This window comes from Hyphomicrobium sp. LHD-15, assembly GCF_031157355.1.
Taxonomy (GTDB): domain Bacteria; phylum Pseudomonadota; class Alphaproteobacteria; order Rhizobiales; family Hyphomicrobiaceae; genus Hyphomicrobium_C.
The window spans coordinates 651,849-677,708 of record NZ_JAVIFT010000002.1 but is presented as its reverse complement, the minus strand read 5'-3'; the positions used below and the strand labels follow the sequence as shown (position 1 = coordinate 677,708).

Annotated in this window: 26 protein-coding genes and 1 tRNA gene; 20 read left to right on the top strand and 7 right to left on the bottom strand. The window is 62.3% G+C overall.

What is annotated here, in order from left to right; translation table 11 throughout:
• Positions 1-112: 112 nt before the first annotated feature.
• The 3 genes from RCO24_RS09830 (at position 113) to RCO24_RS09820 (ending at position 3,873) form a co-directional block, all read left to right on the top strand.
• Positions 113-682 (top strand): hypothetical protein, encoded by a 570-nt coding sequence (locus RCO24_RS09830; RefSeq protein ID WP_308961718.1) that lies wholly within the window; start codon positions 113-115, stop codon positions 680-682.
• A 13-nt stretch (positions 683-695) separates the two neighbouring features.
• Positions 696-1,478, top strand: a complete 783-nt coding sequence (locus tag RCO24_RS09825; RefSeq protein WP_308961716.1) for a cobalamin-binding protein — start codon at positions 696-698, stop codon at positions 1,476-1,478.
• 133 nt (positions 1,479-1,611) lie between these two features.
• On the top strand, positions 1,612-3,873 hold the full coding sequence (locus RCO24_RS09820; protein ID WP_308961715.1) for a M10 family metallopeptidase C-terminal domain-containing protein: 2,262 nt from the start codon (positions 1,612-1,614) through the stop codon (positions 3,871-3,873).
• A 252-nt stretch (positions 3,874-4,125) separates the two neighbouring features.
• On the opposite strand, the gene RCO24_RS09815 is transcribed toward RCO24_RS09820, so the two are convergent.
• Positions 4,126-4,215 (bottom strand) — tRNA-Ser (locus RCO24_RS09815).
• Between the two features lie 409 nt (positions 4,216-4,624).
• Here RCO24_RS09815 and RCO24_RS09810 point away from each other — a divergent pair.
• Together RCO24_RS09810 and RCO24_RS09805 are read left to right on the top strand one after the other, a co-directional pair.
• Complete coding sequence (locus RCO24_RS09810; RefSeq protein ID WP_308961714.1) at positions 4,625-4,933, top strand: polyhydroxyalkanoic acid system family protein; 309 nt, start codon at positions 4,625-4,627, stop codon at positions 4,931-4,933.
• 57 nt (positions 4,934-4,990) lie between these two features.
• A complete protein-coding gene (locus RCO24_RS09805) occupies positions 4,991-5,317 on the top strand; it encodes a Kazal-type serine protease inhibitor family protein (protein ID WP_308961712.1) in 327 nt (108 codons plus the stop codon).
• Between the two features lie 30 nt (positions 5,318-5,347).
• On the opposite strand, the gene RCO24_RS09800 is transcribed toward RCO24_RS09805, so the two are convergent.
• The 3 genes from RCO24_RS09800 to RCO24_RS09790 form a co-directional block, all read right to left on the bottom strand.
• Positions 5,348-5,836, bottom strand: coding sequence for a hypothetical protein (locus RCO24_RS09800; RefSeq protein WP_308961710.1), 489 nt, complete (start codon positions 5,834-5,836; stop codon positions 5,348-5,350).
• Positions 5,837-6,015: 179 nt separating this feature from the next.
• Positions 6,016-6,696, bottom strand: coding sequence for a DUF4166 domain-containing protein (locus tag RCO24_RS09795; protein WP_308961708.1), 681 nt, complete (start codon positions 6,694-6,696; stop codon positions 6,016-6,018).
• A 45-nt stretch (positions 6,697-6,741) separates the two neighbouring features.
• Positions 6,742-7,332 (bottom strand): MarR family transcriptional regulator, encoded by a 591-nt coding sequence (locus tag RCO24_RS09790; protein ID WP_308961705.1) that lies wholly within the window; start codon positions 7,330-7,332, stop codon positions 6,742-6,744.
• Between the two features lie 392 nt (positions 7,333-7,724).
• Here RCO24_RS09790 and RCO24_RS09785 point away from each other — a divergent pair, with 392 nt between their 5' ends.
• From RCO24_RS09785 to RCO24_RS09770, 4 genes are all read left to right on the top strand, one after another.
• On the top strand, positions 7,725-9,164 hold the full coding sequence (locus tag RCO24_RS09785) for a circularly permuted type 2 ATP-grasp protein (RefSeq protein WP_308961703.1): 1,440 nt from the start codon (positions 7,725-7,727) through the stop codon (positions 9,162-9,164).
• 73 nt (positions 9,165-9,237) lie between these two features.
• Positions 9,238-10,185: an alpha-E domain-containing protein gene (locus RCO24_RS09780; RefSeq protein WP_308961701.1), complete on the top strand. Its 948-nt coding sequence runs from the start codon at positions 9,238-9,240 to the stop codon at positions 10,183-10,185.
• A 7-nt stretch (positions 10,186-10,192) separates the two neighbouring features.
• A complete protein-coding gene (locus tag RCO24_RS09775; RefSeq protein ID WP_308961699.1) occupies positions 10,193-11,020 on the top strand; it encodes a transglutaminase family protein in 828 nt (275 codons plus the stop codon).
• A gap of 118 nt (positions 11,021-11,138) precedes the next feature.
• A complete protein-coding gene (locus tag RCO24_RS09770) occupies positions 11,139-11,870 on the top strand; it encodes a proteasome-type protease (RefSeq protein WP_308961697.1) in 732 nt (243 codons plus the stop codon).
• On the opposite strand, the gene RCO24_RS09765 is transcribed toward RCO24_RS09770, so the two are convergent.
• On the bottom strand, positions 11,860-12,852 hold the full coding sequence (locus RCO24_RS09765; RefSeq protein WP_308961696.1) for a hypothetical protein: 993 nt from the start codon (positions 12,850-12,852) through the stop codon (positions 11,860-11,862). The two genes, RCO24_RS09770 and RCO24_RS09765, sit on opposite strands and share 11 nt — an antisense overlap.
• 223 nt (positions 12,853-13,075) lie before the next feature.
• Between RCO24_RS09765 and RCO24_RS09760 the strand changes: the two genes are divergently transcribed.
• Together RCO24_RS09760 and RCO24_RS09755 are read left to right on the top strand one after the other, a co-directional pair.
• The gene (locus RCO24_RS09760) at positions 13,076-14,116 is read left to right on the top strand and encodes a class 1 fructose-bisphosphatase (protein WP_308961694.1); all 1,041 of its coding nucleotides are present in this window, start codon (positions 13,076-13,078) and stop codon (positions 14,114-14,116) included.
• 54 nt (positions 14,117-14,170) lie between these two features.
• Entirely contained in the window at positions 14,171-15,049 is an 879-nt protein-coding gene (locus RCO24_RS09755; RefSeq protein ID WP_308961693.1) for a phosphoribulokinase, read from the top strand.
• Positions 15,050-15,067: 18 nt separating this feature from the next.
• Here RCO24_RS09755 and RCO24_RS09750 read toward each other — a convergent pair whose 3' ends face one another.
• Positions 15,068-16,849 (bottom strand): hypothetical protein, encoded by a 1,782-nt coding sequence (locus RCO24_RS09750; RefSeq protein ID WP_308961691.1) that lies wholly within the window; start codon positions 16,847-16,849, stop codon positions 15,068-15,070.
• A 412-nt stretch (positions 16,850-17,261) separates the two neighbouring features.
• On the opposite strand from RCO24_RS09750, the gene RCO24_RS09745 reads away from it, so the two are divergent.
• Positions 17,262-17,480, top strand: a complete 219-nt coding sequence (locus RCO24_RS09745; protein WP_308961689.1) for a DUF6894 family protein — start codon at positions 17,262-17,264, stop codon at positions 17,478-17,480.
• Positions 17,481-17,627: 147 nt separating this feature from the next.
• Complete coding sequence (locus RCO24_RS09740) at positions 17,628-18,284, top strand: ParB-like protein (protein WP_308961687.1); 657 nt, start codon at positions 17,628-17,630, stop codon at positions 18,282-18,284.
• A gap of 228 nt (positions 18,285-18,512) precedes the next feature.
• Here RCO24_RS09740 and RCO24_RS09735 read toward each other — a convergent pair whose 3' ends face one another.
• Positions 18,513-18,707, bottom strand: coding sequence for a hypothetical protein (locus tag RCO24_RS09735; protein ID WP_308961686.1), 195 nt, complete (start codon positions 18,705-18,707; stop codon positions 18,513-18,515).
• A 249-nt stretch (positions 18,708-18,956) separates the two neighbouring features.
• On the opposite strand from RCO24_RS09735, the gene RCO24_RS09730 reads away from it, so the two are divergent.
• The 7 genes from RCO24_RS09730 to rpe all read left to right on the top strand — a co-directional run bounded on the left by RCO24_RS09730 (position 18,957) and on the right by rpe (position 25,849).
• The gene (locus tag RCO24_RS09730) at positions 18,957-19,919 is read left to right on the top strand and encodes a lipid A biosynthesis acyltransferase (protein WP_308961685.1); all 963 of its coding nucleotides are present in this window, start codon (positions 18,957-18,959) and stop codon (positions 19,917-19,919) included.
• Between the two features lie 183 nt (positions 19,920-20,102).
• Positions 20,103-20,756 carry a response regulator transcription factor gene (locus RCO24_RS09725; RefSeq protein WP_308961683.1) on the top strand — a complete coding sequence of 218 codons (654 nt, stop codon included), beginning with the start codon at positions 20,103-20,105 and terminating at the stop codon, positions 20,754-20,756.
• Between the two features lie 3 nt (positions 20,757-20,759).
• Positions 20,760-22,106, top strand: coding sequence for an ATP-binding protein (locus RCO24_RS09720; RefSeq protein WP_308961681.1), 1,347 nt, complete (start codon positions 20,760-20,762; stop codon positions 22,104-22,106).
• 109 nt (positions 22,107-22,215) lie between these two features.
• Entirely contained in the window at positions 22,216-22,944 is a 729-nt protein-coding gene (locus RCO24_RS09715) for a glycosyltransferase family 2 protein (protein ID WP_308961679.1), read from the top strand.
• On the top strand, positions 22,941-23,240 hold the full coding sequence (locus tag RCO24_RS09710; RefSeq protein WP_308961677.1) for a lipid-A-disaccharide synthase N-terminal domain-containing protein: 300 nt from the start codon (positions 22,941-22,943) through the stop codon (positions 23,238-23,240). The genes RCO24_RS09715 and RCO24_RS09710 overlap by 4 nt, the downstream gene beginning before the upstream one ends.
• Positions 23,241-23,244: 4 nt before the next feature.
• Positions 23,245-24,918, top strand: a complete 1,674-nt coding sequence (locus RCO24_RS09705; protein WP_308961676.1) for a glycosyltransferase family 39 protein — start codon at positions 23,245-23,247, stop codon at positions 24,916-24,918.
• Positions 24,919-25,156: 238 nt separating this feature from the next.
• Positions 25,157-25,849: a ribulose-phosphate 3-epimerase gene (rpe, locus tag RCO24_RS09700; RefSeq protein WP_308961674.1), complete on the top strand. Its 693-nt coding sequence runs from the start codon at positions 25,157-25,159 to the stop codon at positions 25,847-25,849.
• The last annotated feature ends 11 nt before the right edge of the window (positions 25,850-25,860 follow it).

Here is a 25,860-nt window from a genome sequence, read left to right as displayed (position 1 = left end):
CGTCGTATCGGTAGAAAACGAAATGACAGCGCGCCAGCTTGCGCCAATCGGCCGAAAGCCCGATAACCGGCGAAAGCGACGCGAAAACCGAATTTACAAAAGGACCGCACCCGTGACCGACAGGACCGCAACCACCGGCAGCCTCACCACCTCCCAGACGGGATCGGCCATCTGGATTGCTCTTATCGCGGGACTGACGGTCGTCGGCAGCTTCGCCTACGCCTGCGCGGCGCCACTGGCCGCCGTCGCAGCTCTCGCCGCCCTCAAGATGGGACGCGGCGAAGGCCTCGCCCTTGTCATCGTCTCCTGGCTGGCCAACCAGTTCGTCGGCTTCGTGCTGCTGAGCTACCCGCACACTGCCGACAGCTACGCCTGGGGCGCGGCCATCGGCGTTTCGGCCGTCCTCGGCTACCTCGCTGCTCGCGCCGCAACACAGGCGAGCCTCTCCGAGCCGGTCGCTCTCGTTGTCGCCTTCGCTGTGGCGTTCGTCGTCTATCAGATCGGCCTTTACGCAGCCGGAGTTGCTTTCGGCTATGAAGGCGATGCGTTCTCGACCGCCATCGTGACCGAAGTGCTGACCATCAACCTCGTCGCCTACGTCGGCTTCGTGCTGATCCACCGCGCGGCGGTTGCACTGTCGCTGGTGAAGCCGGCTCAGCCGTCCGCGCAAGCGGCGGCCTGAGCAGGACGCCCCGTTGCGGCGCTACCCCGCCGAACGCCTGATCTGCCTCACCGAGGAAACCGTCGAAACGCTCTACCTCCTCGGTGAGCAACATCGCATTGTCGGCGTTTCGGGCTATGCGGTACGCCCGCCTGAAGTGCGCAAGGAAAAGCCGCGCATCTCGTCCTTCTTGTCGGCCGACATCGACCGCATCGCCGCGCTCGAGCCCGACCTGATCCTCGCCTTCTCCGATATCCAAGGCCCGATCGTCGCCGATCTCGCGAAGAAGGGCCTCCCCGTCTATCTCTTCAATCAGCGCAGCATCGCCGGCATCTTCGCGATGATCCGCACTGTCGGAGCTTTGATCGGCTGCACCGAGAAAGCCGAAGCGCTCGCCCGCAGGCTCGAAGCTGGCATTGGAGAGATCGCCGAAGCCTCGAAAGCGAGAGTTGTAAAGCCGCGGGTCTATTTCGAGGAATGGGACAGCCCGATGATTTCCGGCATCGGCTGGGTTTCCGAGCTGATCGAGATCGCCGGCGGCATCGATATCTTTGCGGACCTTGGCAACCGGGCCGAAGCCAAGGACCGGATCGTCACCTCGGAGCAGGTCATCGCCGGCGCCCCCGATGTCATCCTCGCGTCCTGGTGCGGAAAAAAGGTCAAGACCGAAAGCTTCAAGACGCGTGACGGCTGGAGCGTCGTACCTGCCGTCGCATCCGGCCGGATCTTCGAGATAAAGTCTCCGCTCATCCTGCAGCCAGGCCCTGCGGCTTTGACCGATGGCCTCGACGCCATCCGCACCGCCCTCGCTCGCTGATTCGCCAGCTTAACAGATCCTTAAAACGCGCGACGACGCCCCCATTCCATAAAATTCGAACGAATTGCCGGCCGCAAATTTAAAAGCGTGTCCGTAGTCTCCTCGCAGGGGAACAGGGGACGCACGCGAACACATGGCCAAACCAGTTTGGACCAGCGACAAAATCGTCGCTCAGCTCGATTCCGGTGCTCACTGGTCAGGCGGCAACCTCACCTACAGCTTTCCGACCAACGCCAGCTGGGCTGCCTACGGAGAAAAAGCGGGGTTCTCGGCGCTAAACTCCGCCCAGCAAACCGCCGCCACTTCGGCGATAGGCATGTGGGACAGCCTCATCGCCCCGAAATTCACGCTCACAGCGTCCGACACGGCCGACATCAAGTTCGCCAACACGACCACCAGCATCGGCTATGCCCATGCCTACTTTCCCGGGCAGTCCCTCACCTCGGGAAGCGTGTGGCTAAACCCGAACTACGGCGCCAACTCCGGAACCAACAACCTCGTCGATCCCCAAGTCGGCCAGTGGGGCTACCAGGCCTATGTTCATGAAATCGGCCACGCCCTTGGGCTCGAGCATCCCGGAAATTACAACGGCGGCTCGCCGACCTACCAGAAACACGCGCTCTTCCAGCAGGATTCGCAGCAATACACGGTGATGTCGTACTTCACCGCCGACAAGACCGGCGCGGACTGGATCGCCAGCGACGGCAAGCGGTACTACGCCCAGACGCCGATGCTTTATGACATCCTGACCATCCAGAACATCTACGGCGAGGACACCGAAACCCGCGACGGCAACACCACCTACGGCTACAATTCGACGGCGAGCGATGCGGTCTTTGACTTCACCCAGAACCTGCATCCGGTGCTCTGCATTTACGACAGCTACGGGATCGACACGCTCGATCTGTCGGGCTCCAGCTACGCCTGCGTCATCAATCTCGATCCGGGCTCGTTCTCGAATTCGGACATGATGACCTCGAACATCTCGATCGCGTTCGGCACATGGATCGAGGATGCCATCGGCACGGCGCAGAACGACATCCTGCGCGGAAACGCCATCGACAACGTGCTGTCGGGCCTCGATGGTAACGACACGCTGATCGGCGGCGACGGAAGCGATACGCTCTACGGTGGCGAGGGCAACGACACGCTTGATGGCGGTACGGGCGCTGACACGCTTCTCGGCGGAGCCGGCAACGACCTCTACACCGTCGACAACGCAGGAGACGCCATCATCGAAGGCGCCAACGGCGGGTCGGATACCGTGCAGACGGCGCTCGCCACCTTCACGCTCGCCAACAACGTCGAGAACCTGACCTACATCGGCAACGGATCGTTTGTCGGCTTCGGCAGCGCGCAGGACAACGTCCTCAAAGGCGGCGCGTCTCACGATCAGCTTTTCGGCGGAAACGGCAACGACACTTTGATCGGGGGCGCCGGCAACGATTTGCTCGATGGCGGATCGGGCACCGACCTCCTGCAAGGTGGCCTCGGCAATGACACCTACGTCGTCGACAACGCGTCCGACACAATTGTCGAATCCGCGAAAGCCGGAACCGATACGGTCCACGCCAACGTCTCCACCTTCACGCTCGCAAACAACCTCGAGAACCTCGTCTACATCGGCACGGGCTCTTTCGATGGCATCGGCAATGCCCTCGTCAACACGCTGACCGGTGGCGATCAGAACGACACGCTGAAGGGATTGGCCGGCAACGACATCCTCTATGGCGCGGGCGGTAATGACGTGCTCGACGGCGGAGCCGGAACCGACAAGATGTTCGGCGGAGCCGGAGACGACACCTATGTCGTCGACAACGCACGCGACCTCGTAACTGAAGGCGCCAACGCCGGCACCGACACGATCCTGACCACGCTTCGCTCTTACACGCTCGGCGCCGATGTCGAGAACCTGACGTTCATCGGCTCCGGAGCCTTCAAAGCCAGCGGCAACGCCCTCGATAACGTCATCACGGGCGGCGCCGGCAAGGACGTACTGTCAGGAAACGGCGGCAACGATCACCTGATCGGCGGAGACGGAGCCGACATCCTCATTGGCGGAGCGGGCGCCGATACGCTGACCGGCGGAGCCGGCGCCGATGTCTTCCGCTTCAGCGCCCTTAGCGACAGCAACACCCTGTCGTACGACACGATTACCGACTTCAATGCAGCCGAGTCGGACAAGATCGATCTCTCCCAGCTCGACGCCAATGCCGGCTCTCGGGGAAATCAGGCCTTCGCGTTCATCGGCGCATCGAGTTTCTCCGGCGTCGCCGGTCAGCTCAGCTTTTCAAACGGGTTTCTGAGCGCCGACGTCAACGGCGACGGGGCATCGGACTTTGGCGTCTGGATCCTGAACGTCACCAGCCTCACCGCCGCACAGTTCTGGCTGTAAACTAGACGCGTACCGTCGTGACAGCGTCCACGGCAATTTCGCGACGACGCACACCAGAATATTGCTAGCGATATCTGAATATTAGCGGAGATCTGTCGCCAATGCGAAGTGCCGATAGACGCGTCAGCGATCACATGCCCGGTAGGAAGGGAGCGAATTCGAACTCTGCTTAAGCCCGAAGGGCTCGGAAGCAAGGCGACCCGGCGCGAGCGCCGCCCATGCGGAGCGCCCATGGGCGCGTGAGCAATAAAGTGGCGGAGAGGGAGGGATTCGAACCCCCGGTACGGTTGCCCGTACTCCGCATTTCGAGTGCGGCGCGATCGACCACTCTGCCACCTCTCCGGCCTTGTCTCGCTTCGCGCCGGATGACCGTGGTCAAATCATCGGGTATTTGCGAACCGAGCGCAGCTGAATAGCCGGTGATCGCCCCGGGCGCAAGTGCGCTGAGCGCGTCCCCCCAAACAGGGCGCACCCCTCCCCACCAAGCCCGCTTGAACGCCCCCTGCGAAACGCCGGGCCGTTGAATACGCTCAGGAAAAAATTTCCCGTACCTCGGGATTTTCCGACGGGCTTTGCAGGCCAATTCGATCAGAATAAGCAACGGCGCAGGATTAGCCGGCTTGAACCCGCCGGCCGCTCCACCCCGCCGACGCGCGGAACGCCCCGAACGGCATTCGCGTTGAATTCGAACCATGCCCGCTAGGCCTGCATCACACCGTCAGGGCAGGCGACACGGGCCGAGAGGAAAGTCATGTCGAAGCCGCTGATCGTAACCGTCCCGCACAGCCTCGGCAAAGAGGAGGCCACCAACCGCCTCAAGAACGGGCTCGCCCGCGCCACGTCCACCCTTCCCATGCTCAGCTTCGAAGAGGAGGTCTGGACCGGTGACAGGATGACCTTCAAGCTTCGCGCCATGGGCCAGGAGGCGTTCGGGAACGTGGATGTCGCCGACAAGGACGTGCGCATCGAGATCACTCTGCCCTGGCTGCTCCAGCGGTTCGCCGAGATGATCCAGGGCGCGATCCAATCGAAGGGACAGGTCCTTCTCGAAAAGAAATAGCGGCGAAGCGGAGTGCGCGAGCCGCAAAGATCCCAAGACCCAACGATGGGAGTTCAAATGCTCACGCGCCGCCGCATCGCGACAGTTTCCGCCGTTCTGCTCTGCAGTTTGTATGCATGGACCCCACAAGCCGCCGCCCAGGCCGGCCTCGATCAGGCGTGCGGAGGACAAGCCGGCCCGTCCTGCGATCACGGGTTTCTTTGCGAAGCCCCCGCCGGACAATGCCGCGAGGATAAGCCCGAAGGCTCCTGCATCGTGCGCACGGAAATGTGCACCAAGATCTACAAGCCCGTTTGCGGCTGCGACGGCAAAACCTACGGCAACGACTGCGAACGCATCGCTGCGGCCGCCCGCAAGGATCACGACGGCGAGTGCAAATCTTGATCAAAGCCGAAGCCCTGATCCGACGCGGTGCTACCGCAAATGAGAGGGACGCACGAGGCGCGTCTTGACGTCGGCCTCGTCGATCTCCGCGAATACGAACGGCGGACTCACCTGCGGCAGCTCCGCCGGCGGCGCGGCGGCGACCGCAGAAGCCGTTCCCAGCCAGGCATCCGAGAACGCCACGATCCCCTTGATCACAGCAACCTTCTTGGCGATGGCCCGAAACGCCGCGTCGCGATCGATCTCATCCCAATGCAAGTGCAGCTCGCCGATCGTCTCGTAGAGTTCCTTGAATTTGACGCTTCGCCCTTTGGACTCCATGCCCTCGGCAAGGATCAGAAACTGACCCAGTTCGATCACGAGTTCTTCCGATGGCCGTGCTCCGTCAGGATCGGAAAAATGCGTCTCCAGATAGGCGAGCGTCTTGCCGAGCACACGCGCGCGGGCGGCCATCGTCTTCTCGTCGGTATCCCGATCGAACCCCAGCAACGAAGCCCATTCCTTCGGAGATCCAATCATCGTGGCGTCCTCTGTCGTGAAACTTTCCGCCGGGCGTCGCTCATACCAAAAACCACCGCGCACCGAAGGCGCGGACCTTATCCCCCGTGGAAAGCAAGAACAAATCCAAATCAAGGCAGCCGAAGGGCGTCCAGAAACCGCAGTGGATATCGCAAGACTGCTGGCCAGCAGCTCCACACTCACGCATCCCGGAATCGCGCCGTCTGACGCACGACTGTTCCGAACACGCGATGCACGAGCGAAAGCTTGAACAGAAACCTGCCGTCTCCCTCGTCCTCGTGCACAATCTCCATGGCGCCCGGCGCCAGCACATCCGGTATCGGCAGGCGCACGCGCCGCAAATCCAGAAAGTAGCCGGCCGAGCGAAACACCAGCGTGCCTCTCTCTTCCGAGACGGAAAGCGTCATGCCGATGCCACGCCCGACATACTCCTCGAGCCCCGTGCGCCCGGAAAATCGCTTGGCCGAGTGGATCACCTGAGGAAACTTGCCGGCCCGCGCATAGGTCCGCGTCCAGCTTTGCCCGCCGAGCCCTGCGTTCTCCATCACCACCACGCTGGCGCCACCCGTCATGCCGTCGTCGAGCGGCAGCGGCGCGCCGATGGCACGCGCCAGGAACGAGAGCAGCCTGCCCACGCGCGAAAGCCGCGTCTCCAGAACCTCCCCCGCGTAGACCGTGACATCCCCCGGCCCGAGCCGCTTGGAAAAGCGGCGCTGGACTGCCACCGGCAACCGGCTCCAGCCCGCTTCACCCACCAGCGCCCTAAAGCGGAGGTCGACCACGCCGTCCTCAGCCGGAAGGATCGCACCTTCTGGACGCATCCCCAGTTGAACAGCAGTACCGGCTTTGAGCGGGACCATCGAAAACTCCTCGACGCGACGTGCTGAACTTTCTGCGCGGAGCGATCACGGATCGGCGGCCGGCCCCCGTTTCGATTTCCGCCCCGTGGTGAGCCCCGCGAACCGCGCGATCGCTCCCCCCATCTTGATCAGCCTCTGGAGCACAGGGGTGGGAAGTTGCAGAATCTCATCGAAGCTCCGCGCCACACCCTCCGTGAAGTCCAGCATCGACTGGAACCGCTTGCGCACTTCGGCGGAGACGCGCGCATCTCCCTCGGCCGACGCCACGCACTGGCGCAGCGCGGCAATGGCCGGATCGATCTCCCGCGTCTTGCGGTTGGCCGCGATCCGCCGGACCATCTCGAACACGTCCGCCTCGGCCTCGTAGAAATCGCGCCTGTCGCCGAGCGCCGAGACGCGCCGGATCAGCGACCAGGACATCAGCTCGCGCAGCGACGTCGACACGTTCGAGCGCGCAAGGCGGAGCCGCTCCGCGATTTCCTCGGCCGAAAGCGGCCGGTCGGAAACATAGAGGAGCGCATGGATTTGCGAGACCGAGCGGTTGACGCCCCACACCTCGCCCATCTCGCCCCAAGCCACCACGAACCGCTCGATCGCGGGAGGCAGCGGTTCTTGTCTTACTGTTATTTCTGTCATGACAGAAATAAAAGAACAGAAACCCGCCCGCGTCAAGAGGCACCCGCCAGGATGCTCCCGCCACGGACAGAAAGGTGCAACCCGCACGAGCAGGTGCACCGACGCGCCGCCAAAGCCCCGTTGTGAAAGACGCTCGACGCCCGCCCCGGTTGCCCGCAACAAATTCCGCACCGACGGAACGCGGCCAGTGGCTCACAGCCGGGTTTCGTGATTCAATGCTCCGCGCGAGGCAAGCCGCGTTGAGCCGATACGATTGACCACAGATTGATCACGTCGCGCTCAGCCACCGGGCACATGATCATCGGATAGGCAGGACCTCTTGGAGAAAAGCACGGCAATGCTTGGTTTTTCTCGTGCCTCCCGATTGGCCCGTCTCTTGCCATAAGTGAAGCATGGAGCAAATCAGGGCCGCCGAATTGAAGCCAGCGTTTGACGAAATGAACGGCTTCGGACAGGGCGTCCGCGAGCCGTACTCTGCAGTTTCAGGATGGCTCGACTCGGTCCGGGTCGAGGATCTTCGAAAAAAGAGCGCCGAAGCCGAACTCCTGTTTCGGAGAACCGGCATCACTTTTAACGTCTATGGAGACGCGGAGGCATCCGAGCGGCTGATCCCGTTCGACGTCGTGCCCCGCATCATCGCCGCCGCCGAATGGCGGCGCCTTTCCGCCGGCATCGAGCAGCGCGTGAAAGCCTTGAACGCCTTCATGTACGACATCTACCACCGGCAGGAGATCATCAAAGCCGGGCGCATCCCGGCAGAGCTGGTCATCCAGAACAGCGCCTTCGTGCCCGAGATGATCGGCGTCGAGCCGGAGCTCGGCATCTACTCCCACATTATCGGCATCGACATCGTGCGAACCGCGGAGAACGAGTTCTACGTTCTCGAGGACAACACGCGCACGCCGTCCGGCGTCTCCTACATGCTGGAGAACCGCGAAACGATGATGCACATGTTCCCGCACCTGTTCGCGGAGAACCGCGTCGCTCCGGTCGAAACCTATCCGGACAATCTCTTGAAGACGCTGGAAAGCGTCGCGCCTCACAAGCTCGACGGGGATCCGGTCATCGCGGTGCTGACGCCGGGAATTTACAACAGCGCCTATTACGAGCACGCGTTCCTCGCCGACCAGATGGGTGTCGAGCTGGTCGAGGGATCGGATCTCGTCGTCATGGACGGCTACCTGAACATGAAGACGACGCAGGGGCTCTGCCGCGTCGATGTTCTTTATCGCCGTGTCGATGACGCCTTCCTCGATCCGCTGACCTTCGATCCGAGTTCCGTTCTCGGCGTGCCGGGTCTGTTCGACGTCTATCGCGCCGGCAATGTCACCATCGTCAACGCCCCAGGCGCCGGCATCGCCGACGACAAGGCGATCTACACCTACATCCCAGAGATCATCGAGTTCTACATGGGTCGCCCGCCGATCCTGAAGAACGTGCCCACCTACAATTGCCGCAAGCCCGACGCCTTGAAGTACGTGCTCGAGAACATGGCCGAGCTTGTCGTCAAGGAAGTCCACGGCTCGGGTGGCTACGGAATGCTGGTAGGCCCGACCTCGACGAAAGAGCAGGTCGAGACATTCCGGGCACTCGTCAGAGCCAAGCCCGATAACTACATCGCACAGCCGACGCTGGCCCTCTCGACATGCCCGACGCTCGTCGACGAAGGCATTGCGCCCCGCCATCTCGATTTGCGGCCGTTCGTGCTGATCGGCGACGAGGTCCGCCTCGTCCCCGGCGGCTTGACGCGCGTCGCGCTCAAAAAAGGATCTCTCGTCGTCAACTCCAGCCAGGGAGGCGGAACCAAAGACACGTGGGTGCTCCAAGACTAGGGGCGCTTTCAACCAACACGCACGGCCGACAAAAGATCAAAAGTCCGAGAACAAGACAGGTCGCACGAAACACATGCTAGGGCGCACGGCAAACGATCTCTTCTGGCTATCGCGCTACATCGAGCGAGCCGAGAACATGGCCCGCCTGATCGAAGCGGGGTATCGCATCGCGCTCCTGCCGAGAGCCGGAGACGATCGCAATCAGGAATGGGCGTCGACGTTGGAGAGCGCCGGCTGCACGCAGCAGTACAAGGCCAAACACGGCGTCCTCGACACACGCAACGTCGTTGATTTCCTGCTGTTCGACGCCAGCAACCCTTCCAGCATCCACACGTGCCTCGCAACCGCGCGCCGCAACGCGCGCGCCCAGCGCACGGCATTGACGCGCGAGATGTGGGAAAGCCTCAACGGTTCTTGGCTCGAGTTCCAGACCATTCGCCCGGAGACGCTCAGGCCAGATGCCTTGCCCCGCATCCTCGACTGGATCAAGGAGCGTTCGGCCGGATATCGCGGCGCGCTTCTCAACACCATCCTGCGCAACGACACCTTCTTCTTCAGCCAGCTCGGCACCTTCCTCGAGCGCGCCGACAACACCGCGCGCATTCTCGACGTGAAATATTACGTGCTGCTGCCCTCCACGAGCATGATCGGGAGCGGCGTCGACAACGCGCAGTGGGAGGCCATTCTGCGCTCGGTATCCGCCCACCGTAGCTATCGCTGGGTTTACAAGGACAGTTATCGCTCCTGGCGGATCGCGGACTATCTGATCCTCAACCGCGCCATGCCGCGCTCGCTGCGCGCCTGCTACACCGAGATCGACAACACGCTGGACGATCTTTCGGGTCTCTACGGCGAGCAGGAGCCCTGCGCCGAGACCGCGAGATCGACCCTCGCCCTGCTCGAAAAGGGAGACATCGACACAATTTTCCAGTCGGGCCTACACGAATTCCTGCTCGAGTTCATCGCACGCAACAACAGGGTCGCGCACGAGATCTCAGAGGCTTACCACTTCAATTCGTGAGGGGCGGATGCTGATCGAAATTCGCCATATAACGACCTACAGCTACGACACGCCGGCGCGCTATTCGATTCAAAGCCTGCGCCTGACGCCGCCGTCGTTCGAGGGACAGAACGTCTTGAGCTGGGCGATCTCCGCACCGGGCTTCGATAAGCACATCGAATATCGCGACGGCTTCGGCAACATCGTCCACCTCGCCTCGTTAGGGGCGCTGCACGACGGCATCACCATCGAGGCATCGGGGATAGTCGACACCGAGGACACCTGCGGCATCATCCACGGCCTGAGCGAAATGGCACCCCGCCGCGTCTTTCTCCGCGAGACCCCGAGGACCGCACCCGACAAGGCCATCCGCGAGCTTGCCCGCAGCGTCAGCAACGGCAAGATCCCGACCGATAGCCTCGATTGCCTGCATGCCCTGATGCGCACCGTTCGCGACGCCGTCGATTACGAGATCGGCGCCACCCACGAGCACACCAGCGCCGCCGAGGCGCTGGCCGAGGGAAAAGGCGTCTGCCAGGACCACGCTCATGTGTTCATTTCGGCGGCCCGCGTGATCGGCATCCCGGCGCGCTACGTCAACGGCTACTTCCTGTCCGGCACCCTCGCCCCGTCGGAAGCCCACCATGCCTGGGCGGAAGCCTGGGTCGACGGGCTTGGCTGGGTCGGCTTCGATCCTGCCAACGGCATGTGCCCGACCGAGCGTTACGTGCGCCTCGCCTGCGGTTTCGACGCCGGATCGGCCTCCCCCATTCGAGGCACCCAGCGCGGCGGCGAGAACGAAGCCCTTGACGTAAAGGTCGAAGTTGAGCAGCAAGGCGCTCAGCAACAGCAATGAGTGCCGCGAAGGGTAAATATCGGCCCTCCGACGAAAGACCGCCAAAAAAGAAAAATCGGGGTACCGAAGCTCCTGGGGGCTTAAGCGCCCTGCGGCCCCAAAAGAAGGAATGCTCGCGATGACCTATTGCGTCGCGCTGAGACTGGACGGCGGCCTCGTGTTTGCCGCCGACACCCGCACCAACGCCGGTGTCGACAATATCGCCCAGTACCGCAAGCTCCACTTCTGGCGCCAGCCCGGCGACAGAGTGATCGTGCTGCTGTCGGCGGGCAATCTGGCTGTCACCCAGTCGGTCGTGAGCAACTTGAACGAACAGCTCGCCACGCCCGACTACACCGGGACGACGTTGTTCAACGTCCCATCCATGTACCGCGCCGCGCGCCTCGTCGGCGATGCCGTGCGCGATGTGCGCCGTCAGGATGGCCCCGCGCTGGAGATGAGCAAGGCGGGCTTTGCGGCGTCTTTCATTCTCGGCGGACAGATCGGCGCCGAGCGCCCCCGTCTCTATCAGATCTACGCCGAAGGCAACTTCATCGAGGCAACCGACGATACGCCCTTCCTTCAGATCGGCGAGCACAAGTATGGCAAGCCGATCCTCGATCGCGTTGCGCGTCCGGAGATGCGGCTCGGAGAGGCCGCGAAGCTGGTGCTGCTCTCATTCGATTCCACGTTGCGCTCGAACCTCTCGGTCGGCATGCCGATCGACATCCTGATCTACGATCGCGATAGCCTCGACGTCCGGCGCGAAAAGCGCATCTACCAGGACGACGAGTATTTCAAGAAGCTGTCCTCGTCGTGGTCCGACGCTCTGCGCGGAGCGTTCGCCAACATCGAAGAGTTCAAGATCTAGTTTTTGTCACGAGCCGGGTGTAGCTCGTCCGCGCCCCAACGAACGAGCGCCAATGCATGAGAGCGGCGTCGAGCGACATGAATAGCCGTCCCATGAGGACGGACGACGCCACCAATCCGCCCGCGCTCATCGCCCCCTCGATGAAGAGCAACGCACCGAGCGCAAGCCCGCCCGACAGAAACATCAAGCGCAGGGCCTTTCCCAGCGCTGCGGACTGCATCGCCCGAAGAGCGCCGCGCGATCTGTGAACGTAGTAGGATCGAGACGCGGCGCTCCAGCGAGACGAGACCTGGGACACAGGCACGCGGCTGCGTGACGCTTTCGCGGCCTCTGCATCGCGCGCCACTGCAAAACGCAGATAGTGTTTTCGGGAGATCCTTCGCGCCGTACCCCGCGATCGGCGCTCCGCCGCGATGCCGAGCCCCGCGACGAGGAGAAACCCCGCACCGGCGAAACTCCCGAGCGCCGGGTTCAGCCAAAACACCGCACCAAGGAAAATGGGCGTCCAGAGAACATCGAGAAACGCAGCCGGACCGCCGCCAATCAGAAAGCGCCCCACTCGTTCCACATCGCGAACCGCCGCGAGACCTCGGCGCGGCGCACCTGTGCAGATCACGCCAAGCGCATATCCATCGAGCACCCGTAGGAAGCAAGCGCTCGCCTGAAACAGCGCGAGCGACCGCAACCAGTCCAGCAGCGCGAACAAGACGTGGAGCGCGAGCACCGCGCCGGTCAGGAGAGCGAGCGCAGTAAGGCTCCGCGTCGGCAGCACGTGATCGTAGATACCGATCACATAGAGAGAAACGGAGAGCTGAAGCCCGTTGAGCATCCCCGACAGCCCCAGCATCGGCCAGAGCAGTGAAGTCCAAACGCCAAGCCCGTCGCTGTCTCCCCGCACCAAAGGCTCATACCCGCCCGCATCTTTGCTCGGCATCCAACCCGGGACACCGCCCATCGACCCGGTCTGTCTGGCGCTCTCCATAGATATACATCCTTTAATTGCATAAGAAATAAATATACACGCCAAAGGATATAAGCGCGCATTTGCTAAGAAATGTTCATCAGATGGAGGCTATGGAGGGGGCAGACTAAAGTTCAACCTTGCGCGAAGGTCCGGCTACCCCTCGAATGTCGACAGGCACAACGCGCGGCGGTCTTCACGACCCACGCAACGACCGGGCGGTGCCATGGGAGGATTAAGACGAATGACTGACCCCATTGATTTAGGGGCCTTTCTTGATCGCTGGGCACAGGCAGATCCAGCCCGAGCCGATGTTGCCGTTACAGTCGTTCGCCTGTCGGAAGCGTGCTGCCGCATCGGCAGCCTGATAAACCTTGGATCGCTCGCGGGCGCGCTTGGCTCGGAAACCGGCCGCCAGAGCGGTGTCGACGCCCAGAAAGAGATCGACGTTCGCGCCAACGATCTGATCATCGCCGCCCTTAAAGAGGCTCCGGTCGCGTCGCTCGGGTCCGAGGAACTCGAGTGGGCCCTGCCGATCAATCCGGGCGCACCCCTGGCCGTGGCCGTCGATCCGATCGATGGCTCGTCCAACATCGACTGCAACGTCTCGATTGGCACCATCTTCACGGTGCTTCCCGCCCGCGCCAACGGCGTGGACACGTCGAGCTTCCTGCAAAAGGGCAGCGCCCAGCTTGCGGCTGGCTTCGTGCTTTACGGGCCGTACACGACACTCGTTCTTACCGTCGGCAACGGCACGCACATTTTCACGCTGCAACGGACAGCCGGGCAATTCATTCTCACCGCCCCCAACGTCGAGATTCCCACCTCCACGCGCGAGTATGCGATTAACGCCTCGAACTATCGCTATTGGGACGAGGCCATCCGCACCTACATCGACGACTGCCTGCGCGGCCGCGAGGGCCCACGCGGCAAGAACTTCAACATGCGATGGACCGCCTCCCCGGTGGCCGACATCTATCGCATCCTGACTCGCGGCGGCATTTTCCTTTATCCGGGAGATCTCCGCGACAACTACACGATGGGCCGCTTGCGCCTCGTCTACGAGGCCAATCCGCTCGCCTGGATCATCGAGCAGGCTGGCGGCGCAGCCACCTCAGGCTTCGAGCGCATTCTCGACCACGAGCCCACCGCTCTTCACCAACGCACGCCTTTCATTGGCGGATCGAAGACCGAGGTGGAGTATCTTGCGCGTCTCCACCACGATCCGCATGGCTTGGGCGAGCGTTCGCCTCTGTTCGGGCGCCGTGGCCTCTTCAGAACCTGATCCGAAAGCGCCCGCACTCAACAATCAGAACGCGAACCAGGCCAAATTAATTAAATGTCCGCCAAGCACCCCATCATCTCCGTTACCGGCTCCTCCGGCGCAGGAACGACGAGCGTTCGCCGCACGTTCGAACAGATTTTCCGGCGCGAGAAGGTCACCGCCGTCTTCATCGAGGGCGACGCGTTTCATCGTTACAACCGCGCCGAGATGATCGCCGCGTCCGCCGCCGCAACTGCCGAAGGCGACCAAAGGCTGAGCCACTTCGGCGAGGAAGCAAACCTTCTTCCCGAGCTCGAGCAGCTTTTCAAAACCTACGGCGAGATCGGCACCGGCCGCGCGCGCCACTACGTCCACGACCAGGCGGAAGCGGACATCTACAATGTCCCTCCCGGCACGTTCACGCCCTGGGAAGAAATTCCGTACGGCACCGACCTGATGATTTACGAAGGCCTGCACGGCGCAGCCATCACCAACAAGGTCAACATCGCCCGCCACGCGGACCTGCGCATCGGCGTCGTGCCGGTCATCAACCTCGAATGGATCCAGAAGATCCATCGCGACAAGGACGAACGCGGCTATTCACCGGAAGCCATCACCGACGTCATCCTCAGCCGGATGCCGGACTACGTGAAGTACATCTGCCCGCAGTTCACCGAGACCGACATCAACTTCCAGCGCATCCCGACCGTCGACACGTCCAATCCGTTCGTTGCCCGTTGGATTCCGACGCCGGAAGAATCGATGGTCGTCATCCGTTTCAAAAACCCGCGCGGCATCGACTTTTCCTATCTGCTGTCGATGATCAAGAACAGCTTCATGTCCCGCGCCAACTCGATCGTAATCCCCGGCGGAAGCCTGGATCTCGCGATGCAGCTCATCCTGACGCCGATGATCCTTCAGCTCATCGAGCGCAAGCGCCGAACATTCTTCTGAGCATTTGCGCCATACGCCCTACCCTCCGCGCCGAGCCGCCTCGAACGCATCTGCAAGATCGCCATAAACGCGCCGGAGAAACGCAGCCTTCGGCGCATCCCCGCAGCGCCTCGGAATGACGACGTCGGCGTAATGGCGCGGACTGAGATTGGGCCAGTTGTCCTGCTGCTGCTTGATCTGCTCGACGGCCGCCTTGACCTCGCCGAGCTGCACGAGAATGGCGGCGAGCCGGTAAAACGTATTGGGAGTGCGGAAAACCTGATCCGAGCGCCGGGCTGCGTCGGCTGCACGGGCGAAATCTCCATTATTCAAATAGAGGAGACTAATCCAGGTCAGCGTAACCCAACGCACCGGATTGTCGGATGAGATCGCCGCATCGAAAGCGACGAGTTCGTCGATGACGCCCTGGGGCGCATCCGAGCACGTGAACGGGATGGCCTTGACGAGAAAACGCGCAAGCACGTGATTAGGATCGAGTTCGAGCGTCCGTTGCGTCGCCTCGAACGACTCCTTGATACGACCTGCGTGCCAATGATGGACAGAGAGATTGAACATCACGTCGGCGTCAGCGGGTGCCCGCTCCAGCGCACGGCGCGCATGCTCGGTCGCCTTGTTACGAGCTTCCTCCGTATCCGACGGCGGATCGACATTCGCCAGGTAGGAAAGCTTGTCGGCAAGAACCGAATTGGCCGCCCCGAGATCCGGATCGATCTCCAGAGCCCGCGTCGCAAGCGCCACGCGCTCCTTCTCCCAAGCGAGGCTGTTTCGCGCCTCGCCCGGCATCCAGGTCGATTGCATATAGAGCTGCCAGGCTGTCGCCTGTGGACCGGCATTTGCCCGTATCGCCCTCTTCGCAGCGCCAAACAGCTGTGGGCGAACCTCGGCCGCAATCATCGCGACAAGTTCGCCCTGATTGATCAGATCGTCTCCTGCCGGCCGATCGAATTTCTGCGCCCAGAGATGCGCGCCTGTCAGAGCGTCGATCAGCTGAACGTTCACGCTCATCCGCTCGCCGTCGTGCTGCAAGCCGCCCTCGAGAATATACCTCACCCCAAGCTCCCGCCCGACCTGGCGAAGATCGGCGGCCGCGCGATACTGGAACGCGGATGTCCGCGACGCGAGCGATATGGATTTGACCCGCGCGAATGCGGTCGTGAGCGCATCTGTCAAACCATCGGCGAAACCAGTCTTCGACGCGTCCTCGGACATGTTCGCGAAGGGCAGAACCGCGAACGTAATGGCGTCCGTATTGGCGGTGTAGTCGGCCGGCATTTTGCTTGGCGAGCCGCGCTCGGCGGCATCCTTGTTGCCGAAGAAAACAGACAAGAAAACAAGCAGGACGAGCGCTGATACGCCGATCGGAGCGGCGAGCGGCAAATGCCCAGCCCTACTCCACACGTTCCAACGACTTGTCTTGGGCTGGATAGGGCCTTCGGAAGCGGACACTGCAGCCGTCGCGGGCTCCGCCCCTGAGGTCAGGAATTCGACGGCATAGCCACCCTTCGGAATCTCGATCCGGATGGAATCGGTTCCGCCATGTGCGTGGTAGTAGGCCTCGAGCAGCTTGCGCAGGCGGCCGGCCTGCACGCGCACGATCGGATCCGTTCCCGGATCGAACGCCTCGCCGCGCTCGAACACATCAACCCCGATGGCATACCCCTTGAGACGATCCACATCGCCGGCGAGCGTTGCATCGACCAGATAGCGCAGAAGAGATCTCATTTTCGGCGCCGAGGAAAAGGCCTCCGACGCGAAAATCGCCTCAAGCTGCTCTTCGATGGCGGCGCGCTCTGGAGCCATTTCCCCTTTGATCCGATCGAAACCCAACCCACCACGGGCAAAATACACTGTGCCGGCCACCCGATAGGAGCAGGCCGGACAAGCTATTGACGTATAGAGATTTTATCGAACCGCCCATCGCGACGTAACGACGGATGTAACGGTATTTAACGGTGTCATACTACCCGGCTTACGATCAGTTGGCCTACTTTCCGCAAACTTTCGCAGTCGGCGAGTTTCCGGCAAAGCACGACCTCCGGATGCAAACGCATCCAAAAGCGCCGGACGCGAAATCGCGTCCTTGAGCGCCGTCCCGAAGGGCCGAGTTTCCCCAGCGTCCGCGCATTGAACATCACCTTGCAAATTTCCGTGCAAGTGAGGGCGAGCGCTGCCGTTGGGATCATCAACACAACAACCAAGATCGAGATAGATCATGCGCTACTATTTTCATTTGGAACACGCGACCAGTGTCCACCTGGATCACATGGGCCAAGAATTTCCGGATGCCAAAAGCATGAAAGATCACGCCACCGCAGCAGCGCGTGAGCTTAGCAAGCTCGAAAAATGGAAAGGCTGGTCGTTGTTGGTTGTCGGCACGAACAACACGGAAGTCTTGCGGGTACCGATTGCCGCCACCGTGGAGTCCGAATAGCCGATCCGCAGGTAACCCGAGCGGAACGACCGAGACACGCACCCCTGCTCTGCTCAGCCCTGGACATCACCGCAAAATTTACCTCGCGTTTACCAAAGTCTCGCTAGTTTTTAGGGAGTTGCCACAACAATCGGCGCGAGACGGGGGATGCACATGCGCGATGCGGAAGCGCGAGATGATCGTGGATCTCATCGCAGCAGTCGCAATGCCATCCTTATCGAAGCTCCCCTGGCTTCCCTGCGGCCGACCCAAATGACCGTCGGCATGCGCTCGGTAACGCGTAAGATGCGCAAGGTCGAGCGGCGCGTCGGCAAACGCCGAAAGTTCGAGAAGCTGCTTCTCAATCGGCCGATCCCGGCAGTTTGCGGTCCCGGCGGCGACTTCTTCATCGTCGACCACCACCATTTCGGAATGGCCTTGTGTCTGGCCGAAGTCGAGACCGCCTATGTCCGCGTCATCGAGGATATTTCCAGCCTCTCGCGCGCGGCGTTCTGGCGGCGCATGGAAGACGCTGGCCGCCTTTATCTGTACGACGAATTCGGCCGGCGCATCCAACCCGCGTTGCTGCCGCCCTCTCTCCACGCGCTGCGACACGATCCCTATCGCGATCTCGCCTGGGAGGTGCGCGAGGCGGAAGGCTTTCACAAAGTTTCTGAGCCCTATGCCGAATTCCGCTGGGCAAACTTCTTCCGCGATCACATCGCGCAGTCGACGATCCGCCGCGATCCGAAGGAAGCCGTGAGGCAAGCACTGAAGCTGTGCAAGTCGCGGATGGCAGCGCGTCTGCCCGGCTACGCGCACTAACACGCCTGCTGGCAAGACAGGCCTCCCTCGCGCCCGAGTACTCGCTCGCCGGAGAACGGAAAGCCGAACAGCGATCATATCGCCGCGCTCTTTCAGTCCACTGTGGAAACATCTGTCCTTTTGCTCGTTGGACTCGCTGGATTGTTGCTAAGATCTCCGCGACGCCAGCTTCGAAGGATCAGGCCGATGTTGCGAGCGTTGCTCGCCTTGATCTTAGCAGTCCTCGTGTCATCCGCGGCGGTTTCCGGCGCGGAGCGCATGGCGCTGGCCCAACACGTTGCGCAAGCCGCCAAGGTTTTCAAACCAGCGCCCGCCCATCAGGGCCAGGATACTGAAGACGTCGAACGCCAGCCCTGCGTCAGCGCCCGGAGTGGCGGTGGCAAAGCAGCTCTCGACCTTGGCGCAGCCGCGCCACAGCACCATCACAGCGCATCACTCGCGATCACGATAGCCCCGCCGCGGCGGGCTTTATTGAAACCTGTCGTGTTTCTTCACTCGTGCGCACCGCGCGCGCCGCCCTCTCGCACCCTGAGCGCCTAGTCAGTTCAGTTCCTCTCGCCGTTACGCTTGCCCCTTTTCTGGGGGCAGTGAGCGCATGCCGACGTGCGCGTCGAACCGGGAGGAGACCATCAAACGTGACGCAGACCTCATCAGGTCGCGAAAGGATGTGACGTGCCACTCAAAACCCTAAGGCATTGGGTCGAATATGCCCTGTCGAGACTAGCCATCGGGGTCATGCGGATGGCGGGCATCGACGCTTCCGCCCATGCATTCGCCTGGCTCGGCCGCAAGATCGGACCACGCACCAGAAGACACCAGCAGAGCCTGAGAAACCTTGCGATCGCATTCCCCCACAAGAGCGCCACCGAACGTGCGCGTATTGCTCTTGCGATGTGGGACAACATGGGGCGGGTCGCCGCCGAGTTGATCCTGCTCGATCGTATCCTTGCCGATCCTGCACGCGTTGCAATTACGGGCACGGAAGAACTCGAAACCGCGGTGAGAAACCGTGAGCCGCAGGTCGGCGTGACCTTGCACGCCGGAAACTGGGAGCTTGCGATCTGGCCGGTGAAGAAGCTGGGTGGCGATCCGGCTGGGGTCTATCGCCCCCTCTCGAACCCCCTTATCGATCGCCTGGTTCGGACCCGCAGATCGGCGCTGTTCAGCGGCGGCCTGTTTGCGAAAGGCCCCGAAGAAGGGCCGCGCGCCGCGAAGGTGATGATCGATTTCGTGCGCAACGGAGGCTGGCTTGGCTTTGTCGCGGACCATGTCGACCGGCGCGGTATTCCCGTCGATTTCCTCGGCCAGGACATTCGCGTCACCCATGTCCCCGCCCTCATCGCGCGTCACACCAATGCGCAAGTCTGGGTGGCACGAACCATACGCATCGGAACGGAGAGCCGCTTCCGGATCGACGCCAGGAAGCTCGATCTCCCAACCAGCGATGACAAGCGCGAGGACGCCTGCCACGCAACGCAGATGATCTTCAGCCAGTTTGAGGCCTGGATTCGCGAGCATCCCGAGCAGTGGCAGTGGTGGAACATTCGCGTTCCGCGCGAGGCGCCGAGAGTCAAGGCGCCGGAGGCGGCCACGCCAGACCAGGCCCGGCGCACGCCCCAACACATGACGGCCTGACAAAAGCGCGGGCGGGCGATCGAGCGGATCGCCCGCCCGGGCATCAGCGGCCCTGTCAGACTTGCAAATTCCCCGGGAGACCCGACTTGCCCCCTTTTGGCCCTATCGGAGGATCATTCAGCTGGTTGTAAGCTTGGGCTGAATAGGTCCCCGGCGACCAAAATCCTCCAACCGGCTTTCCGGATGAGAATTCTCCTGATCGAAGACGAGCCGCTGCTGGGCGAAGCGGTGGCCACCCATCTGAAGCGGCAACATGCGGTCGACTGGCTGGAATCGCTGGATGACGGCGCTGAAGCCATGCGCACGGTCGCCTACGATCTTCTGCTTCTCGATCTCAACCTGCCGGACGGCCATGGCCTCGACCTCCTGCGCGCGGTCCGCAAGCTAGGGCAATCGCTCCCCGTCATCGTCATCACCGCACGCGACCAGGTTCGCGATCGCATCGACGGCCTCAATGCCGGTGCCGACGACTACATCGTGAAGCCCTTCGACCTCGACGAATTGTCCGCCCGCATCCAGGCCGTGCAGCGGCGCGCAACCGCCATGCCGAACCCCCGCCAGACCATCCGCGGGCTCGAGATCGACCAGACCACCCGCCAGGTCTGGCGCGACGGCGAGGAAGTCACTCTCACCGCGCGCGAGTGGGCCTTGCTCGAGTGCTTCGTCCATCGCCTCGACACCATCGTCTCCAAGGCCAAGCTCGAAGAAGCGCTTTACGATTTCGGCTCAGACATCGAAAGCAACGCAGTCGAAGTTTACGTCAGCCGCCTGAGAAAGAAGCTCGGCAGCGACGTGATCCGCACCCTTCGCGGATTGGGCTACCGGATGGATCGCTAGATCATGGCCCAATGGACCATCAAGCGACGCCTGCTCAAGTCGCTCATCGCTTTCGTCGCCATATTCTGGATTGCGGGCGTCGTCATCGCCGGCCTCGTCGTCCGCCACGAGGTCGACGAAGTCTTCGACAGCGCGTTGAGGGAAACAACCGGGCAGGTCGTTCCCATCGCACTTCACGAGTACCGGATCGGCAGATCCAGCGAGGCCGCCATTTTCGGCGACGCCAAGCAATCCCTGTCATTCAGCAGGGGGCACATGCATTTCCTGCTGCGCGACAAGGACGGCACGATCCTCGTCGCCTCCACCGGCGCGCCGAAAGACCAACTACCCCCACCCACGCGGAACGGCTTCGATAATCGCGGAAATTTTCGCTACTACGCACGCTTCTTGCCCACCGAGAGCAAGTGGATCGAGGTCGCACAGGAGTTGCACGAGCGCCGTGAAACCGCGTTCGGGCTTTGGCTCGCGCTCGCCTCACCCCTTTTGGCCCTCCTGCCGATCGCCGCCTTCGCGATCTGGCGCACGGTCGGCCGTGCGACCGACCCGATCAACAGCGTATCGCACGAGCTCGAAACGCGCGGCGGAGATTATCTGGAACCGATCGACGGAACCGGGTTGCCGGGTGAGCTGTCTCCTGTCGCCGATGCCATCAACACGCTGATGAGCCGGCTCAAGGCCGCACTCGACAACGAACGGGCCTTTGCTGCCAACGCGGCGCATGAATTGCGAAATCCCATCGCGTCGGCGCGCGCGCAGATCCAGGTTCTCGCCGACAATCTCCTCGGCACACCCGAGCAGGCCCGCGCCGACAACATCGCTTCACAGCTGGGCCAGCTTGGGCGCCGCATCGAGAAGCTGCTGCAAATGTCGCGCGCCGAAGCTGGCCTCGGTCAATCTCGCGATCGCAGCGATCTGTTCGCCATCGCGACTCTGCTGGTCGAAGACTACCGGCGGCGTTCGGATGTCGGCCCACGCCTGAGGTTGGAAACGGCAAGCGACGAAAGCTGCTGGGTGGCCATGGATCAGGACGCGCTCGCGATTGTTTTGCGCAACGCCATCGAAAACGCTGTTAACCACGGAGCAGCAACCGAACTCATAGAAGTGCACATTGCGAGCAATTGTACGGTCAAGGTCGTCAACGCCTGTCCCGCAATCGCGCCCGATATGCTCGCCGATCTCAAAGGCCGCTTTCGCCGCGGCGCTCTTCCGAACGGGCCCGGCAGTGGCCTTGGGCTCGCCATCATCGACACCATCATGCGGCAGGCCGGCGGTACCGTGACGCTGCGGTCTCCGGCCGAGAACCGTGACGACGGCTTTGAGATTTCTCTGACATTTCCAGGCGCAATCTGAGCGCTTCTGGTTTTCCAACGCGAACAGACCGGCGCGTCCGCGTTGTCAGGTTGTTTTCAGCTTCACACTCGATAACCCGATTAGGCAAAAGCCTGTCCGGGGGGAAGACATGTACGCGACCGTCGTTTTGCCCGCCTACAACGAGGAAGAGAGCATCGGCGCTCTTTTGCGCGAAATCCGCAACGCGCTCGATCAGCTTCCCGTGCGTGAGATCATCCTCGTCGACGATGGCAGCTCCGACGCCACAGCTGCGCGCGCCATCGCCGAATGGAAGGGCGTCAACTCGACCTTACGCATCATTCGCCATGTCCGCCGCCTCGGCCAGAGCCGAGCGCTTCTCACGGGCATCCAAGCCGCCTCTCAAGACCTCATCGTCACGCTCGACGCTGACGGACAGAACGATCCCGCCGATTTCGGCAAGCTGTTCGCAACCTACAGCGCCCGTCAGGCACGCTATCCCCGACTTCTCGTCGCCGGTCAGCGCGCCAGGCGTGAAGACAGTTTCGTCCGTCGCCTCTCCTCGCGCATTGCTAACGGCGTGCGCGCCAGCATCCTGAACGACAATGTCCGCGACACCGGCTGCAGCCTGAAGCTGTTCCGCCGCGAAGACTTCCTCGCGCTCCCGTTCTTCGATCACATCCATCGCTTTATCCCAGCGATGATGAAGGCATCCGGCGTCGCCGTCGCGCTGGTCGAGGTCAGCCACAGACCCCGCAAGGCGGGGCGTTCGAAGTATGGTCTGTGGGACCGTCTGTGGGTCGGAATTCACGATCTGATCGGCGTGCAATGGCTGATCAGGAGACAGATCGCCAATGTGGAGCTGGAGGACGTGCTATGAAACCATCGTCCGAAACCATCTGGCTCTGCATCGGTCTTGTCGGCCAGAGCCTGTTCTTCATGCGCTTCTTCGTGCAATGGCTTGCATCGGAGCGAAAGCGCCAATCCGTGATCCCGCCGGCGTTCTGGTATTTCAGCCTCGCCGGTGGATTGGTTCTCTTGGCCTACGCGGTGTGGCGCGCCGATCCGATCTTCATCCTCGGCCAAGCTTCCGGAATAGGCATCTATAGCCGCAATCTCTATTTCGTTTCCGGTGCCGGGCGGCAGTCCCAACCGACAGTCGCCGCGACAGGCTGATCCCTTGAGCCGTCCCTTGCTCGCACGCGATCCGGCCGTCCTAGCGCGCGCGACATGCGCAGCCGTCGTTATCCTGTTCGCGGCGCTCTGCGTCGCCGTTGCGTTGCTCCCTGCCGTGCCGATCGACGAAACCCGATACCTTACGGTCGCGTGGGAAATGCGCGCGACGGGAAACTGGAGCCTTCCGACCCTCAACTTCGAGCCCTATTCCCACAAACCGCCGCTGTTGTTCTGGCTGATCAATACAAGCTGGTCCATCTTCGGTCTCGCGGTCTGGCCCGCCCGCTTGATCGGCGCGCTGTCGATGGCAGCCGTTCTGGTACTAACCCACATGCTCGAAAAGCGGCTCCTCCCCCGCTCGGCCGCGGGGCCAGCGGCCAGCGCTCTAATGCTGCTCGCTCTGCCGTTGTTCGTCGCGCTCGGCTTCTCGATCATGTTCGACATGCTGCTGACCGCGACCGTGACCGGAGCGATGCTCGCACTCTGGATTGCCGGGCGCACCGGCTCGCGTCGCGCGTTCGTAGGGTATGCGATTTGCGTCGGCCTGGGTTTGCTCGCAAAAGGTCCGGTCGCTCTGTTGTTCACGCTGCCTGCTGCATTACTCGGCCCGGTGTGGATCGATGCCACGCAAAAGCGGGGCTGGACTTGGCGCATCGCGCTCTCCGTCAGCTTCGGCGTGGCGATCGCATTGGCTTGGGCCCTCCGCGCCGCCTACCTCGGCGGACCGGAGTTTGCGGAAATGCTGTTCTGGAAGCAGTCTGCCGGACGCATCACCTCCTCATTCGCGCATGCGCGCCCGATCTGGTTCTATCTACCGATCATCCTGATGCTCCTGACGCCAATCCTGCTCTGGCGTCCCGCCCTGAGCAGTCTTCGCAATGTCTTGGGCGAGGCAAGCCCCGCCAGGAACTTCCTTCTGGCCTGGGCAGCGCCCGCCTTCATTGGCCTCAGCCTCGTCAGCGGCAAGCAGCTTCACTATCTGATCCCGCTGCTCCCCGCCGTCGCACTCCTGGCCGCGCTCGGGCTCGAACGTATCGAACTCCGCAAGTCCGATCGCATTGCGCCTCTCGCTTTTGCCGGATTTATTCTGATCGCACTCTCCATTCTTTCCGTCACCGGATTGAGGGGGATCTCGGACGACACGATGGTGACGGCGATCTCTTTGTCTCTGAGCTTTCCGCCACTGCTGCTAGCCGGGGCATTGGCTTTGGCCGCGATCGCAATCGTTGGACCTTCCCTGCGCCGCTCGTTGATCGGCCTCGTGCTCGCAAACCTCGTCGTCCTGACCAGCCTTGCGACCCAGTCCCGCGCGCCCCTCACCCAACTTTTTGATCTCGCGCCCGTCGCGGATATCATTGCCCAGTCGCGGGATCGGCCGATTGCGATGACGCAGGAATCGCGTGGCGAGTTCGGCTTCCTCGCGCGCCTCACCCGGCCACCGGAATATGTTCCGCCACCGCAGTTGGCGTGCTGGATACTGGCGCACCCGGATGGCCTCGCCATCGTACGGGAGAGGGATAACGCACAGCCGCGGTCGGATCTTTGGCCGGACGTGGCGAATGTCCTCCTGGTCAAGAAATACCGCACCGACGGTTTGATCACCGTCGTAGAGGCCCGTCGCCCCCTTCCGGACATACCCGCCATTGCCCAATCGTGCGCCACACGCCGCACACGCTGAATTTCGAGGCAACCTGTTGTCAGCAGTCTGTTTTCCGGGAAAGCGATGGCCTGACGAGGCACAAGTAGTATATTCACCATGTCTGACAAAGCGCCCGCCTGCTGATAGAAAGCGTGGGAACCGGGGTCTCAACAAAAACGTCGCCGTCCGCCCTTGTCGAGCGGCAGGCCCGCGTGTAGGGCAAGGGCCAGGAGTCTCTCACGAGAGACCGATCCTCGAACGGGAGCACGGACACCCGATGCCGCGGCCACTCATCATCGCCCCCTCGATCCTGTCGGCGGATTTCTCGCGGCTCGGCGCTGAAGTCGCCGCCGTTGACGCTGCGGGTGCGGACTGGATCCACTTGGATGTGATGGACGGACATTTCGTTCCCAACATCACCTTCGGGCCGCCGGTGATCAACGCCATCCGCGGAAGCTCCAAGAAAACCTTCGATTGCCATCTGATGATCGCGCCGGCCGATCCCTATCTCGAAGCGTTCGCTAAGGCCGGCGCCGAGATCATCACTGTGCACGCGGAAGCAGGCCCCCATCTTGACCGCTCTCTGCAGGCGATCCGCGCCCTCGGCTGCCGCGCGGGCGTCTCGCTCAATCCCTCGACGCATGAGAGCGTGATCGAGCACGTGCTCGATCGGGTGGATCTCATTCTGCTCATGACGGTCAACCCCGGCTTCGGTGGCCAGGCCTTCATTCCCGCTCAGCTCGAGAAGATCCGCCGCGTGCGCGAGATGGTCGGCAACCGCCCGATCGACATCGAGGTCGACGGCGGCGTCACGCCGGAAACGGCGGGCCTCGTCGTGGCGGCCGGCGCCAATGCGCTCGTCGCCGGCTCTGCCGTCTTCAAGGGCGGCACCAAGGAAAGCTACGCCGCCAACATCGCCGCAATCCGCGCATCCGCCGAGAAGGCGCGCGCATCGAAATCGGCCGCCTGAAGAGCGATTTG